Source organism: Niastella sp. sgz303648 (assembly GCF_059587045.1).
Genome location: NZ_JCAPSW010000008.1, coordinates 176,433 through 192,011 on the forward strand (window position 1 = coordinate 176,433; position 15,579 = coordinate 192,011).

Genomic DNA, 15,579 nt, shown 5'->3' on the forward strand with positions numbered 1-15,579 from the left:
CCTAAAACTGTTTGTAATGAGAAATATTCTAAAAGCTGGTTTTTTACTGCTGGCATTGATGGCTGGAGTAGCGGGACATTCTCAAACAGACCCTCATTTTTCTCAATATTATTCGTATCCGTTATGGTTGAATCCTGCTTTAACAGGCGCCATTGATGGTAATTACCGCGTTACTGCAATGTATCGCAGCCAGTGGGGGGGCATCAGTAATCCTTTTTCAACAGCAGGCGTTTCGGCCGATATCATCACCAATAAAAATGTAAGCCTTGGATTGAACATTATGAACCAGCGGGCCGGCAATATTGGCTATAATTATTTAACCGGATATGCTTCCATGGCCTATAATGGCGTACGGTTCGGATATCACCAGATATCGATGGGTATGGCCTTTGGTGTAATTAACCGCCGTTTTGATCCGTCGAAGTTTCAGGGAGGCGATCAATGGAACGGTACTACAGGAATCGATCCAAACAGCACCTTCACCGAAGGCTTAACCAAAACATCGGCCATTGCATTCGATGCAGGCGCCGGTGCTGTGTATTATGATGGAACTCCCGGTAAAAAAGCCAATTTGTTTTTGGGAATTTCAGCCTATCATTTAACACAACCGCAGGACCCGTTTATATCGGGTGGCGACGCCAAAAGCAAAATGCCCATGCGTTTAACGGCGCACGGTGGTTTGAAATTAACAGTTAACGAAGACCTGAGCATTACGCCTAACGTGTTGTACATGCAGCAGGGCAAATCGCAGGAAAAAATGGCCGGCGCCTATGCCCAGATGCGGGTGAATGATATGACCGACTTTATGCTCGGAGCCAACTACCGGTTTAAGGACGCCGTATCGCCGTATGCCGCTGTTTACTATAAAAATTTTATGATTGGTGTAAGCTATGATGTGAATATGTCGGAGCTGGGAAAGGTGGCCGGCAACGCCAATAACTTTGAAATATCATTAACCCTGTTCGGCCGCAAACCGATTCAGGCCGAAAATATGCCGTTTGTGTGTCCGAGATTGTAGGAGCAGGAATTAAGAAGTACGAATTAAGAATTACGAATTAAGGAGGAGAAAGCAAGAGGGCGATTGACCATTCACTACTGACCATTCACCACTGACCATTTGAACCATTCACCAAATTTTTTGCAATGATCAAGCATCTTATAATAATTGCCGGTTTAATAATAATGATGCCAGCTGCGCATGCCCAGGGGGTTACCAACTATAAAAGGGTAGCCGAACAGTTTTATGCCAAAGGCGATTATTATTCTGCCACACAATATTATGAAAGGTACTTAAGCGGAAAAACGCCGCCGCACTCGGGATATAATGCCTATATCATACAAAAACAGGGAACCGGTGTTGCCAGGCATGGCGATTTAGGAGGTATTGATGTTGACCTGTTATACCGCATGGGCGAGTGCTATTTTCATTTGAATGATTTTATTCATGCCGAACAATGGTATAAGCTGCTGGTAAATAAAGATACCGCTACTTATCCGCAGGCCCGCTATCTGTATGCCGTGTGTATGCGCGCTAATGGCAATTCGGGCGGTGCATTAAACGAGCTGGAAAAATTTATACAGTCGTATCACAAGGTCGACAATTACAGTAAACAGGCACAGCAGGAGCTGGATAACTGCCAGTTTATTCAGGACCAGTTGAAAGGCGGTACCGGCGGTATTAAAGTTGAAAAGGCAAACAGCAATATCAATAAGGAAGGTGCCAATTACGCAGCAAGCTGGGTGAACAACTCTACCATCGCATTTACTTCAACCCGTTCGGAAGGATATAACAATGCGCTGTACACGGCGCCCGTGCAAAGCGGCGGATTTGGTAAAGCCGAAAAAATAAACGTAACGTTTCCGAAATCCAACCAGCTGGGAACACCTGCGTTTACACCCGATGGCAATAAAATGTTTTTTACCGCCTGGGTGGTTAAAGGCAATAAAAAGTTTTCGGCCATTTATATGAGCGAGCGTAGTGGCGACGACAGGTGGAGCACGCCGGTTTTAATTGATGGCAACCTCGATGAAAAAGGATATAACTCGCGCCAGCCCCAGGTTACGCCCGATGGTAAATACCTGTTATTTGCCAGCGACCGTTCAGACGGTATTGGCGGATTTGACATATGGTATGCTACCCTCGATAGTAAAGGCGTTCCCAGCAAGATATTAAATATGGGCCCCGGTATAAATACCACGGAAGATGAAGAAGCCCCCTTTTATCATGCAGGCAGTAACACCCTTGTGTTTGCCTCAAAAGGCCGCACAGGCATGGGCGGTTTTGACCTGTATTATTCCAATGGCACTTTCGATGGTTCATGGGGCGTAGCATTGAATCTTGGATATCCCGTTAACTCCGAAAAAGACGATCTATACTTTGTAGGCCGTGGTAAAAACCTGCTCGAAGATGCCATGATCAGCAGTGACCGGTTTTCGGTTTGCTGTCTTGAATTATATACTATACATAAGAGCTACAACCAGGTATTCAGTGGTATGGTGGTCGATTGCGAAACCAAAGAACCGTTGAATGGTGCTGTTGTTACTGCCGTTGACCCTCGCGGTGTGCAGATTGCTGAAGTAAAAACAACATCGAACGGAAAATATACCATTAAGGCCGATGCCGGCATAGCCGTTCAGATAAGCGGAAAGGTGGATGATTATCAGAACGGACTGCTTACGGCTTCTCCTTCGAAAAGCGATACGGTTTATGCTCCTGCGTTGTGTTTGAGCAAAAAGCCCAATCCGTTTAAAAAAGAGAAAGAGGTTACCTACCAGATCGTATTTGAGTTAAAAACCGAAATAGCCCAGGAATCTTACCCATATCTCGACCTGATTGCCGCTTACCTGAAAAACAATCCAACGGTTGTGCTGGAGATAGATGTGCATACCGACGGTATCGGATCGGTGAAATCGAATCAGTTCCTGTCGCAGGGACGTGCCAACGCCTGTGCTGAATACCTGATAAAAGCCGGTATATCGCCCGATCAGCTGATGCCTAAAGGATTCGGAGAGTGCTGTCCGCTCGAAAAAGAAACCTTCCCCGACGGAAAAGATAACCCCGCAGCAAGAGAAAAGAACAGGCGTGTGGTGTTTAAAATGATTAAGTAAGGCCCAAGGTTCAAGGTAGAAGGAACAAGTAAAGACATAAAATTCAAGGCACAAGGAGCAGGCATAACAGCTTGTACCTTGTGCCTTTTTTCTTTCCTGTGCCTTGAATCTTGTGTTTTGTGGCTTAAAAAGAGAAACCTGTCGACGTTTTTGCACGTATTATCGGATATATCATATTAATTACCATACAGTTTAAAAATCCTTAAATTGCAATATACCCAGCCTTTGTGGGCTTTTTCCCGTACTTATAAGCTTAGATCATCTCAATAATCAAAATTTACATTTTATGAAACACATCTTCTCTGTCTTCTCTATTGCATGTGTCGCGTTTTTTACGATTTTCTTATCCACAACGAATTCGAGCTGTAAAAAGGCCAAAGATGGTGCGAAAGGCGATACCGGAACGGCCAACGTAATGTTTTCGGCCTGGCTGGATGTACCGTATACTGTGGTAAAAAACTCAGCCGGTGATACCGTAGCGTGGACTGCAACAATTACTGCTGCCAAAATAACCAAACCGATTTTAGATTCAGGAACAGTAAAAGTATACGTTAACGTAAACACTGCTGCCGACCCCGCTGTATACCCTTTACCTCTTGCTGACTTTTTTTATGGTTTAAGCGGAGTACAAAATATAAATCTATACTTCACTATAGGGAAAATAAATCTGTATGCTTCTCAGGATGGCGGAACCATCGGTTCAGGCACCTCTAAATCATGGCAATACCGCTATGTGATTATACCTGGTGGCGTACGAACAGGGCGGTCGGCTGTTAACTGGAACAGTTATGCAGCGGTAAAACAATTCTACAATATACCTGATTGAGTGTTTTAACAATTGCCTTATCTGAACAACTAATCCTTTTGAAACCCTTCTTTTATTCCGCAGCAATGCGGCATAAAACAGAACTAACGTATTGTACCTTTCTGTTCGCTGTTTAATAAGATGAACAACCTGGTTCATTTTATTAAACAGCCTGCAGATGGGGATTCGCATATTACAGGCAAACGTAAGTACGCTGTTAACCTAACATTCAGTTAATCAAAAAACTAATTTGCTATGCGTTTTACTCAAAACGCTTCCCGCGCCTGTGGGCTGCACCTAAGCTACAAAACTGTACTGCTTGTGGCTACTGTACTTTGTGTGTGCTCCGCTGCTGCTAACACCAACTATCTCCCCAACAATAAAAAAAGCGGTAACTTTTTTCAGGATACTGTATTGGTCAGAGGTAAAGTTACAGGTGCCGAGGAAGGAATTGTACTGCCGCAGGTTTCTATCGAAAACCTTGTATCTCACCGGGGAACCTTTACAAATACAAATGGCGAGTTTGCTATTGCTGCACACCGGGGCGATAGCATCAGGTTTACCTACGCCGGTAAAGCGCCCCGCACTATTATTTTCCGTGGCGAAAAATTTATCGATTTGCAGATGGCCGAAAGCGACCGCGCTTTGTCTGAAGTGGTTGTTACCGGATACCAAACGATTGAAAAAAAGAAATTTTCCGGAGCCGCAGCCACTGTGAAAATGGATGATGCCAAACTGAGCGGACAAACCGATGTAAGCCGTATGCTCGAAGGACGTGCCGCCGGTGTTTCGGTTCAAAACGTATCTGGCACATTCGGTACCGCGCCAAAGATCCGCGTACGCGGCGCTACCTCTATCAATGGCGATAACAAGCCGCTGTGGGTGGTTGATAATGTAATTCTCGAAGACGTTGTAAACATATCAAACGATCAGTTATCGAGCGGCGACCCTACCACCTTGCTGGGTTCGGCCGTAGCCGGTTTAAATGCCAACGATATTGAAAGCTTTCAGATTTTGAAAGATGCTTCCGCTACCGCCATGTACGGCGCCCGCGCCATGAACGGCGTAGTAGTGATCACCACCAAACGCGGAAAGGCCGGAAAGCCTACAGTAAGTTATACCGGCAACTACAGCTCCTACCTGAAACCAACCTACCGCGATTTTAATATCATGAACTCGGCCCAGCAAATGTCGATACTCGCCGAGCTGGAGCGAAAAGGCAGTTTGAATGCCAACATTCTCGACCGCGCCGATATTGGCGTGTATGGAAAAATGTATGAGTTATTGAATGATCTTCAGGCCAACGGCACTTTTACGTTGCAGAACACACAGGCTGCCAGAAAGAATTTTTTAATACGCTATGCCAAAGCCAATACCGACTGGTTCGATCTGTTATTCCGCAATAACTTTATGCAGGAACATTCTTTAAATATTTCGTCGGGTACCGACCGTTCCCAATCTTATTTTTCTACCAGTTATTACGGCGATAACGGATGGACGATCGCCGATAAAGTGAGCAGGTATACATTGAACTTCAGAAACAATTATAAATTCAGCGACCGGTTATCGGCCGACTTCACAACAGTAGGTTCGGTGCGGCAACAAAGAGCGCCCGGCGCCCTGTCGCGCAACAGCAACCCGGTAGAAGGCAGCTACGACCGCGATTTTGATATCAATCCGTTCAGCTATGCACTTAATTCGAGCCGTACATTAACGGCTTATGATGAAAAGGGGAACCGCGAATCTTTCAGAAGAAATTATGCGCCCTTCAATATTCTCACCGAACTTGAAAATAACTACATCGATCTGAAGGTGATCGATCTGCGCCTGCAGGGAGGTTTAAATTATAAGATCACACCCGATCTGAAATATGAGTTTGTAGGCGCCATACGCTATGTGAAATCGAGCCGTGAGCACCAGATCACCGAAAACTCAAACATGGCCAACGCCTACCGCGCTGCCGGAACAACAACCATTAAAGCCAATAACCGGTTTTTGTACCGCGATCCCGATAATCCCGATGCCGAACCGCAGGTGGTATTGCCCTATGGCGGTTTTTATAATCGCATCGAAAACCTGCTGGTGAGCTACGATTTCAGGAACAACATCAGTTACAATAAAACTTTCAACGAAGTACATGCTATCAGTTTACTGGCTGGTCAGCAGGTGAAATATGCCGACAGGCAGGAGTTTTCGAATACCGGTTACGGATACCAGTATGGTAACGGCGGCGTGCCTTTTATCGATTACCGTATTTTAAAACAAACCATCGAGCTGAACTTCCCTTACTATGGAATGACGAAAGATTACGACCGGTTTGTGGCCTTTTACGGATCGGGCACTTATACCTACAATTCAAAGTATAACTTAACCGGAACCGTTCGTTACGACGGATCGAACCGGCTGGGTCAATCACGCCGCGCCCGCTGGCTGCCAACCTGGAGCGTGGCCGGTTCCTGGAACGTAGAGCAGGAACCGTTTATGCATGATGTAAGTTGGGTTGATGCCCTTACACTGCGCGCCAGTTATGGTTTAACCGCCAGCATGGGACCTGCCGCCAGTTCGAACATCGTGTTAAAGAATATCAATACCAACAGAACCTATTTAACCGAAAGGGAATCGGTAATACAACTGGCCAATCTCGAAAATTCAGAACTTACCTGGGAAAAATTATATACAGCCAACCTTGGTGTAGATGCTACCTTGTTCAACAAATTCCTGAATGTAAGTGTCGATGTATACCATCGCAACAGCTTCGATTTGATCAGTCTTGTTAAAACATCGGGTGTTGGCGGTGAGCCTTATAAAGCTGCTAATTATGCCGATATGGAATCGCAGGGCGCCGAACTGCTGGTGGGCGCTTTGCTGGTAAATACTAAAACATTCAAGTGGCGTACCAACATCACGGCCGGTTACAATACCAATAAAATAACCAACGCGCAGAACATACCCATCATCTTCGACCTCGTTGCTGCCGAAGGTGGCAATAAACAGGGATATCCGGTGCGCAGTTTGTTTTCACTACAGTTCAAAGGATTAGAGCATTTTACAGGTAAACCTGAGTTTATTGATGAAACCGGTAAAACCAATTCGGCTGTATATCTTCAGGATCAAAACACCAGCTACCTTAAATATGAAGGGCCGGTTGATCCTACACTCACAGGAGGTTTGTTGAACAGCGTGCAATACAAAGACTTCACATTGTCGGTATTCATTACTTATCAGGCCGGCAATAAGATCAGATTATACCCTGCCTTCAAAAACAATTACAGCGACCTCGATGCCATGCCAAAGGAATTTTATGATCGCTGGTTATTTCCGTTTGATGAAAAGTACACCAATGTGCCGTCGATACTGGGCGCCTTTGAACAATCGCAGTTAGCCGGATCAACACCTTATAATAATTACAATTATTCAACCGAACGGGTGGCACGCGGCGATATGGTTCGTTTGAAGAACGTTTCACTCGCCTGGCAGGTGCCTCTTAAGATCGTAAAGAAAATAGGCGTAAACAGTTTGAATGTACAGGCAGTGGCCAACAATCCCTGGTTGATTTATTCTGATAAAAAATTAAAAGGGCAGGACCCTGAATTTTTTAACACAGGCGGTGTTGCCCAGCCCGTTCAAAAGCAATTTACTTTATCGGTGAAGCTGGGAATTTGAAACGGTTACCAGTTACCGGATACCGGGTAACCGGGGCCAGGTAACAGTAAACTAAATTTTAAAAACATGCAAAGAGTACTATCATATACCTCATATTTACTTCTGCTTGTTTCGCTTGCAGGTTGTAAAAAGTTTCTGGAAAAGAACCCCGATAACCGGGCGTCGCTGAATACACCCGGGCAGGTGTCGCAGTTATTGGGTACTGCTTATCCGCAGGCAAACTATATGGCATTTACCGAATCTATATCAGATAATGTGACCGATAAAGGTAAAGGAGGGCAGGAAAAAACAAATATAGATCCCTACTTTTTCAGAGATGTAACCGATAACCAGCAGGACTCCCCCGAGTTTTACTGGGATGCCTGTTATACGGCCATTGCAGCCGCCAACCAGGCGCTCGAAACCATCAGCAATGCTTCAGACACCTCGTTGTACAGTGCGCAAAAAGGCGAAGCACTGGTAGCAAGGGCGTATGCGCATTTTATGCTGGTGACCTTCTTTTCGAAAGTATACAATCCCAATACAGCCGCTACCGACTTGGGTATACCGTATGTTACCGTGCCCGAAAAAGTAGTGTTTAAACAATACGATCGCAAAACGGTAAGCTATGTTTATCAGATGATCGAAAAAGACCTCACTACAGGTTTGCCTCTGCTGAACGATAGTAAATACACCGTGCCCCGTTATCATTTCACCAAAGCAGCGGCCCATGCATTTGCAGCCCGTTTTTATTTATTTAAACAGGACTATGCCAATGTAATTACACATGCCAACGCCGTTTTTGCTTCGGGCAACGTTACCAGCATGCTGCGGCCCTGGAACACCACCTACCGCACTATGACGCCGGCCGAGCTGTTTGCTATTTATGAAAAAGCTACCGAGCCCGCTAATTTGCTGCTGGTAGAAACCGGCTCGTTATGGGCGCGTAATTATTATACCGTTCGGTATGGTTTGAATGCCACTTTACGCGATGAAATACTGGGCGATAATGTAACCGGCGGCGATTGGGCCTTCCGCTTCCAGCTATACACAGCCGGTGAAGGCAATTATGTTATTCCAAAGATCAACGAATATTTTGTTCGTTCATCGGTGAACGCCACCATCGGATTACCCTATGTAATGGTGCCTTTATTTACAACAGAAGAAGTTTTGTTTAACAGGGCCGAAGCGTATTTGTATGTGAACAATGCCAATGCGGCCATTGCCGATCTGAACACTTATGCCAGCACCCGCATTGTTGGTTATGATGCTACAGCCAATGCTATTACCCCGGCTAAATTGCAGACCTGGTATTCAACAACCAATACCCGGTATGCCGCATTGCTGGCCATTTTGGATTTTAAACGGGCCGAATATGTGCAGGAGGGCATGCGCTGGTTCGATCTGCTTCGTTACGGATTATCGGTTACCCACACTACTACCGACGGGCAAACGATGACCCTGGCAGCAGATAATCCTCAAAGAGTGTTTCAGTTACCTGAATCGGTAAAATCATCGGGCATGCCGTTGAATCCAAGATAAAAGCAAAAGGCACAAGGCACAAGAAACAAGGCACAAGTGAAATACAAACAACAAATTACAAACAACAAACTATACACATGAACATAACAAACCTTAGAATATGTGTCGTCGTTATGGTGTTGGGCGTCATGGCGTCGTGTAAAAAAGAAGATGCGCTGGGCGATGTGAGCAACATACCCGGGCTCGGTGGCGATACCTGGGCAGCTACATCTATTGATAAATGGATTGCCGATACATTGACCACTCCGTATAATATAGCGGCCAAATACAAATGGGACCAGAGCGAACTGGAGTTCGATAAAACGCTTACTCCGCCCAAAGAAGAAAAGATCATTCCGGTGCTCAGCTCTATAAAAAAAGTATGGATCGATAATTATGTGGCCGAAGCAGGCAAAACCTTTATGCAAACTTATGTTCCCAAGTTCTTTGTACTGGTAGGAAGCGCCAGCTGGAATATAGATGGCACCATTACGCTGGGAACAGCCGAAGGCGGAAGACGCATTGTGTTGTACGTGCTGAATGATTTCAGAATTAAAGGCATGACAGGTTATGTGTCGTCGGATTCATTCACTATTAAAATGATGTTTCATACCATAGAGCACGAATTTGGTCACATTCTGCATCAGACAGTTTACTACCCGGTAGATTTTAAACACATTTCGGTGGGCGACTATACTTCCAACTGGAATAATATCAGTGATAAAGCGGCCAATGAAAAAGGGTTTATCAGCGCTTACGCCCAATCGGCTCCGGATGAAGATTTTGTAGAAACGATATCGATCATGCTAACCGAAGGAAAGGCCCAGTACGATGCCCTTGTAAACAGCCTTTCAAGTACAGATGCGCAAAGCAAGCTGCGACAAAAAGAAGCTATTGTGGTTAATTATTTTAAAGATGTATGGGGCATCAGCTTTTACAGCTTGCAAACACGTACCCGTAATTCGATTGAAGCATTGATAAAGTAGAAGCAGGAAGTAAGATGTAAGAAGTTCACATGTTGAAAAGTTGACAAGTTGAAAGGTTAAAAGGTTAAAAAGTTATTGGGTTCACGATTGACCATTGACCATTCACCATTCACCAAAAAAATCGTTCAGATGAAAAAGACTGTTTTATATTGTTTACTCGCAATTACCTTCGTTGCTTCGTGCCGCCGCGATGATGATCATGTATTTGATAAATCGCCCGACGAACGGATCAATGAAACCCTGAAAGCATACCAGGCTGCGATAAGCGGTTCTACCTACGGGTGGAATGCCACACTGGTTACCGGCGGTGGCAGTTCGTTCAGGTTTTACTTTAGTTTTAACGACAGCAACCGCGTACTGATGTACAGCGATTTCGACAGTAGCACTGCATCGGTTATAAAAGAAAGCAGCTACCGGTTAAAAGCTTTGCAGCAGCCTGCACTTATTTTCGATACCTATTCATACATCCATATTCTTTCAGACCCCGATGCCAGTGTAAACGGCGGTACGTACGGACAGGGTTTGAAATCAGACTTTGAATTTCGTATCGATACCGTTACTGCCGACAGCATCAGTTTAACCGGCAGGTTAAATGGCAGTAAAATGGTTTTGCGAAAAGCCACCCAGGCCGACCGGGCCGGTTGGGATAGTAAACAGGTTATGAATGGTATTATATCATTCCGCAACTATTTTAAATTTTTGAAATACTGGAAACGGTTAAATTTCGGCAGCGCACAGTACGATATGATGTTTGATACTACAGTGAGAAAGGTAACTGTTTCGTGGACTGCCGGCGGACAAACACAATCTGTTACCCGCGGTTACTACTATTGGGCAAACGGTGTTTACTTTTCAGACCCTGTTGTAAATGGCTCGGCAACGGTGCCCGGTTTCAGCATTCAGAGTTTTAATGCGGGAACACAGATCATGAACGTAACGGTAAATGCGTCTGCCGCTACCATTACCGGTTATGATGTGCCTTTGAATCCTGATGTGGCTGTTGCTGCCGGGCGATGGGCCAACGTTAGCCTTAATAGTGATTATTACTGGATATCTGTCGACGGTTTTCACGTAAGCGGAGTAGACGATGCGTATAATATAAAATCGCTCAAAACAGATTCGTCGGAATACTATTATCTGTTGTATAAGTCCAATACAAATGGGCTCGATGCCTTCATTCCTATTTTTCTGCAAACGGCGCAAAACACACTGATCGCCACCTATGGCTCGTGGTTGCAAATGAATACCAACAATTCGGGTGGCCGTGCCGTATTTTGGGAATATGCTCAAAGATCAACGCCCTATCCTGCAACAGGACCGGCTGCAAATACCCGTACGCAGATGTTAGAGGGTAAAGGTTATTATTTTGCACAAACAAGTGCTATTACATACGATATGGTAAGCGCCGCCGACTCAAAAGTGTGGCTCACGTGGTATTGGATATGGTGATCTGAAGCCCGAAGCCCGAAGTCTGAAGTCTGAAGTCGGAAGACCCTGAGTGTTTGAACAGTTTCACTGCTGGTCAAATACTCAGGGTCTTTGGTTTGAAAAAATCATCTGTTTACAAAATAACGGGGTGTGGGATTAATAGGGCATGTAAATTTCCCAAGACTCTTTTTTCTCTTTTTACTCTTTGATGCTCTTAGTCAAAAAACGGGTCCTCATTGCTGAGGAATCCCGTCGTAGAGAGTCTCGACTCTGCTGACTGCAAATTTGAAGTCGGATGTCGGATGTCAGAAGATAGAAACTGATGGGGAAATGAAATAATCATGGGCCAGGCGAATCGGGTTCTTCAGACCTCAGACCTCAGACCTCAGACCTCAGACTTCAGTTTTATGACTCCCGACATCCGACTTCGGACATCATATTTTCACCGTCTTCTTATCTTTCTCTTTGTCCTTGTCCTTCTTTTCGTCTTTATTGATGTTAATATCAAGGTTATGGCCCAACGTTACCTGGCCGTATTCTGATTTAATTTTCATGGCTATACTTCCGTTACCGCTTTTGCCGGTATACCGTTTGCTAAAGCGCGGACCGTGGCGGTTGTCGCCGTCTCCTTCTTCTTTGATATCGATATTGGTTTTGTTTTTCAGATCGCTGAAATTGGTGCTGATGTCGAAACTGGCCGAAATATTCGTATTAACATCGAGGTACAGGTTCGAAAAACTGTTTTTTACAGTCAGTTGCTTGGTGTCGTTGTCGATATGCAATTTGGCCACATCGCAATATTCAAACACTGCATTAACCGAACCGTCGAGATTGTCGATGGCTATTTTTGAAAACTTAACCACCAGGCTGCCATTACTTATGCTACCGATTGTTCCCTTGCCAAATTCGATCAGTACTTTGTTTACATTGGTCAGTTTACCTGTAGTAAGACTTCCGAATTTACTTTCAAAAAATGCTTCACCGCTGAAGTCGCCAATGCTCATGGGGCCAAACTGGTTCTTTGCAGTTAACGGGTTGCGGGCAGGAACGTATACTACATAGTCGATATGAAACCCCTGCTTTTCGCCTTTTTCCCATTTCTGATTACGGTCTTTGATCAATTTTGTTTTGAAATATACGCCATCGCCGCTTTTGCCATCTTCAATGCTGATGCCGTCGAGAATAAGCTGTGCTTTATCTTCAGTGCTTGCTTCGGCTGTGATCGTTACGTCGGCTTTTACCTCGTTCTTATCCCAGATATTTATTTTCAGTTCACCGAACTGGTTTTCGAACGAAATTTTATCATTGCTGCTTACCGTATAGGATTTGGAGTAAGTTTTCTTTTTTTCAGCCAGCGGGTTGCCTGCTGCTTTTGCGGTTAACGACGTCAGCAGGCATATAAAAGTTAGTGTAACGATACCGGTAAAGAGTAAGGTGTTATTATATCTTTTTAAAATTACTTTCATGACTGTTGCTTTTAGATGCTTTGATTTGATTAATAATGTCTAACTGCTGATTCAGAATCTCAGTCTGCAGCCTTAAATTCTCAATCATTGCCTGTAATAATTGCTCACGGTTTGGATTAGCCGGCAATTCCCTTCTCAACGCGTTGTAGGAGCTATCCAGTTTATTGATATCCGATACAAACTTTTTATACAAATCGGGATGTTCTTTTTCGATCTCTTTCAGTTCGTTTTGCTTGAGTTCTATCAGTTGTGTAAAATGATATACTTCCTTTGCATAGGTTGGGTTAATGTCTTTCAGTATAGCATCGCCGGCTGGTGCAGGTGAATCCACGGCAGGCTGTTGACGTTGTGCCACATCGGGCCCTGTAGTGGCAGGTTTGTTAAGCAGCGAGTAAACCCCAATGCCTGCCAGTATCAATACGGCAGCCGCTGCGCTCCAGCGCAACATCGTAAACACAATGACCTTTTGGCTTTTCTGCGATTTGGGTTTTGTGTTTTGATTCGTTTCAGCTAATTGCTGCTCCAGTTTTTTCCAAACCTGTTCGCCCGGTTCCTCACTGTCGAACTGATCGCGATTATCATTAATAAATTGTTCTAAGCGGTTACCCATTTCAATCTCCTTGTTTTATTATTGATAGCAGTTTTTGTTTTGCCCGCACATATTGGGTGCGTACCGTGTTATGCGAAATTTGCAATATTTGCGATATTTCTTCATGATCGTACCCCTCGAGCAGGTACAGGCTCAGCACGGTACGGTATCCGTCGGGCAGTTTCCTGATCATTCTTTTCACTTCTTCAACCTTATAATGAAGGTCATCCTCGTTTACCGGTTCATCATCCGATACATCCTGTAAATCGGTTGCTTCCATATCAACCCAGCTTATTTTGCGGGTGCGCAGCACATTGATCGATTTATTGATCACGATCTTTTTCAGCCATGCTCCGAACGTGCTGCGGTAATGAAAGTCGTGCAGTGTACGAAACGCATCAAGGAACGCTTCCTGTAGCACATCCTCTGCATCTGCCGGATTGTTTACAATTCGTAAACTGGTGTTATACATTGCTTTGGAATATTGCCGGTACAACGCTTCATAACTGTGGGCATCGCCCTGTTTACAGCGTTCTACCAATTCATCCCGGATGATGTTTGCAGTCAGCTCCAAAATGATTTGTTTAAAATGTTGTTTGATAAAGAGACAATGGTTTTTGCACCATGTTGCATCACGGGACGATCTGCGGCCTGTTTTTGTTACATTTTGTTATTCTGATGGTTAAATGGTTGAATGGTATGATGGCTGGTACCTGAACTTCAAAGAGCCGGCAAATTATTCGGATTGCCGGAAATTTCGGGGTTCCAACAATCAAACAATTAAACCATCAAACAATCAAACCATCCATTTTTCTTACTTTAGCTTATAATCAATCAGTTTAGTCATGGCTACCAGAACCGATCTGTTCACCAGCCCGGATTATTTTTCGCTCGACGATTTATTGACAGACGAACAAAAGCTGGTTCGCGAGTCTGTTCGTAACTACGTAAAAAGAGAAATTTCACCCATCATTGAAGATTATGCTCAAAAGGCCGAGTTTCCCGAGCAAATCGTTCAACAAATGGGTGAGCTGGGATGTTTTGGGCCTACCATACCAGTAGAATATGGAGGGGGAGGCCTCGATTACATCAGTTACGGACTGATGATGCAGGAACTGGAAAGGGGCGACAGCGGCGTGCGTTCTACCGCCTCGGTACAAGGGTCGCTGGTTATGTTCCCGATTTATGAATATGGCAGTGAAGACCAGCGTCGAAAATATTTGCCCAAACTGGGTAATGGCGAATGGCTCGGCTGTTTCGGGCTTACCGAACCCAATCACGGATCAGATCCCGGCGGCATGACCACCAATATAAAAGACGCCGGCGACTATGTGCTATTGAACGGCGCCAAAATGTGGATCAGTAATGCGCCCTACGCCAAAATAGCCATTGTTTGGGCCAAAGATGAGGAGGGTGAAATACGCGGACTGATCGTTGAACGGGGTATGAAAGGTTTTACGGCCCCTATGACGCATAATAAATGGAGCCTGCGTGCTTCAGCTACCGGCGAACTGGTTTTTGACAATGTAAAAGTGCCCAAAGAAAATATGCTGCCCAATGTAAAAGGATTGAAAGGCCCGTTGAGCTGTCTCACCAAGGCACGGTACGGAATAGCCTGGGGCTCGGTAGGGGCGGCCATGGATTGTTATGATACCGCCTTGCGGTACTCGAAAGAACGGGAGCAGTTTGATAAACCTATCGGGGCATTTCAACTGCAGCAAAAAAAGCTGGCCGAAATGATCACCGAAATCACCAAGGCACAGTTACTGAACTGGCGTTTAGGTGTTTTGATGAACGACGCAAAGGCAACGCCGCAGCAGGTAAGCATGGCAAAGCGTAATGGATGCGAAATAGCTTCAAAAATTGCCCGCGATGCGCGCCAGATGCTGGGCGGCATGGGCATCACCGGTGAATATTCGATTATGCGACATATGATGAATATGGAAAGTGTAATTACCTACGAAGGCACACATGACATACATTTGCTGATCACTGGCATGGATGTAACAGGGTTTAATGCTTTTAAGTAATTTG

General features: G+C 44.9%; 11 protein-coding genes. 8 read left to right on the plus strand and 3 right to left on the minus strand.

What is annotated here, in order from left to right; all coding sequences use genetic code 11:
* Positions 1 to 16: 16 nt before the first annotated feature.
* The 7 genes from AC59IL_RS23480 to AC59IL_RS23510 all read left to right on the plus strand — a co-directional run bounded on the left by AC59IL_RS23480 (position 17) and on the right by AC59IL_RS23510 (position 11,511).
* Complete coding sequence (locus AC59IL_RS23480; protein ID WP_496554642.1) at positions 17 to 1,018, plus strand: PorP/SprF family type IX secretion system membrane protein; 1,002 nt, start codon at positions 17 to 19, stop codon at positions 1,016 to 1,018.
* A gap of 125 nt (positions 1,019 to 1,143) precedes the next feature.
* Positions 1,144 to 3,108, plus strand: coding sequence for an OmpA family protein (locus AC59IL_RS23485; RefSeq protein ID WP_496554643.1), 1,965 nt, complete (start codon positions 1,144 to 1,146; stop codon positions 3,106 to 3,108).
* Positions 3,109 to 3,394: 286 nt separating this feature from the next.
* Complete coding sequence (locus AC59IL_RS23490) at positions 3,395 to 3,934, plus strand: hypothetical protein (protein ID WP_496554644.1); 540 nt, start codon at positions 3,395 to 3,397, stop codon at positions 3,932 to 3,934.
* A gap of 234 nt (positions 3,935 to 4,168) precedes the next feature.
* Positions 4,169 to 7,576 carry a SusC/RagA family TonB-linked outer membrane protein gene (locus tag AC59IL_RS23495; protein ID WP_496554645.1) on the plus strand — a complete coding sequence of 1,136 codons (3,408 nt, stop codon included), beginning with the start codon at positions 4,169 to 4,171 and terminating at the stop codon, positions 7,574 to 7,576.
* Between the two features lie 66 nt (positions 7,577 to 7,642).
* Positions 7,643 to 9,097 carry a RagB/SusD family nutrient uptake outer membrane protein gene (locus AC59IL_RS23500; RefSeq protein ID WP_496554646.1) on the plus strand — a complete coding sequence of 485 codons (1,455 nt, stop codon included), beginning with the start codon at positions 7,643 to 7,645 and terminating at the stop codon, positions 9,095 to 9,097.
* 77 nt (positions 9,098 to 9,174) lie between these two features.
* Positions 9,175 to 10,062: a zinc-binding metallopeptidase gene (locus AC59IL_RS23505; RefSeq protein WP_496554647.1), complete on the plus strand. Its 888-nt coding sequence runs from the start codon at positions 9,175 to 9,177 to the stop codon at positions 10,060 to 10,062.
* 129 nt (positions 10,063 to 10,191) lie between these two features.
* A complete protein-coding gene (locus tag AC59IL_RS23510; RefSeq protein WP_496554648.1) occupies positions 10,192 to 11,511 on the plus strand; it encodes a DUF4302 domain-containing protein in 1,320 nt (439 codons plus the stop codon).
* A 413-nt stretch (positions 11,512 to 11,924) separates the two neighbouring features.
* On the opposite strand, the gene AC59IL_RS23515 is transcribed toward AC59IL_RS23510, so the two are convergent.
* Genes AC59IL_RS23515 through AC59IL_RS23525 form a run of 3 tightly spaced genes read right to left on the minus strand, consistent with a single transcriptional unit; the run spans position 11,925 to position 14,119 of the window.
* On the minus strand, positions 11,925 to 12,956 hold the full coding sequence (locus tag AC59IL_RS23515; RefSeq protein ID WP_496554649.1) for a hypothetical protein: 1,032 nt from the start codon (positions 12,954 to 12,956) through the stop codon (positions 11,925 to 11,927).
* Complete coding sequence (locus AC59IL_RS23520) at positions 12,931 to 13,566, minus strand: hypothetical protein (protein ID WP_496554650.1); 636 nt, start codon at positions 13,564 to 13,566, stop codon at positions 12,931 to 12,933. The genes AC59IL_RS23515 and AC59IL_RS23520 overlap by 26 nt, the downstream gene beginning before the upstream one ends.
* 1 nt (position 13,567) lies before the next feature.
* Positions 13,568 to 14,119, minus strand: a complete 552-nt coding sequence (locus AC59IL_RS23525) for an RNA polymerase sigma factor (RefSeq protein ID WP_496554651.1) — start codon at positions 14,117 to 14,119, stop codon at positions 13,568 to 13,570.
* A gap of 271 nt (positions 14,120 to 14,390) precedes the next feature.
* On the opposite strand from AC59IL_RS23525, the gene AC59IL_RS23530 reads away from it, so the two are divergent.
* A complete protein-coding gene (locus AC59IL_RS23530) occupies positions 14,391 to 15,575 on the plus strand; it encodes an acyl-CoA dehydrogenase family protein (RefSeq protein ID WP_496554652.1) in 1,185 nt (394 codons plus the stop codon).
* Positions 15,576 to 15,579 lie beyond the last annotated feature (4 nt).

Excerpts from the sequence above, each read along its gene's own strand:
- AC59IL_RS23515 (WP_496554649.1), bottom strand. The coding sequence starts at position 12,956 with ATGAAAGTAATTTTAAAAAGATATAATAACACCTTACTCTTTACCGGT.
- AC59IL_RS23500 (WP_496554646.1), top strand. The coding sequence starts at position 7,643 with ATGCAAAGAGTACTATCATATACCTCATATTTACTTCTGCTTGTTTCG.
- AC59IL_RS23510 (WP_496554648.1), top strand. The coding sequence starts at position 10,192 with ATGAAAAAGACTGTTTTATATTGTTTACTCGCAATTACCTTCGTTGCT.
- AC59IL_RS23530 (WP_496554652.1), top strand. The coding sequence starts at position 14,391 with ATGGCTACCAGAACCGATCTGTTCACCAGCCCGGATTATTTTTCGCTC.
- AC59IL_RS23505 (WP_496554647.1), top strand. The coding sequence starts at position 9,175 with ATGAACATAACAAACCTTAGAATATGTGTCGTCGTTATGGTGTTGGGC.
- AC59IL_RS23490 (WP_496554644.1), top strand. The coding sequence starts at position 3,395 with ATGAAACACATCTTCTCTGTCTTCTCTATTGCATGTGTCGCGTTTTTT.
- AC59IL_RS23520 (WP_496554650.1), bottom strand. The coding sequence starts at position 13,566 with ATGGGTAACCGCTTAGAACAATTTATTAATGATAATCGCGATCAGTTC.
- AC59IL_RS23485 (WP_496554643.1), top strand. The coding sequence starts at position 1,144 with ATGATCAAGCATCTTATAATAATTGCCGGTTTAATAATAATGATGCCA.
- AC59IL_RS23480 (WP_496554642.1), top strand. The coding sequence starts at position 17 with ATGAGAAATATTCTAAAAGCTGGTTTTTTACTGCTGGCATTGATGGCT.
- AC59IL_RS23495 (WP_496554645.1), top strand. The coding sequence starts at position 4,169 with ATGCGTTTTACTCAAAACGCTTCCCGCGCCTGTGGGCTGCACCTAAGC.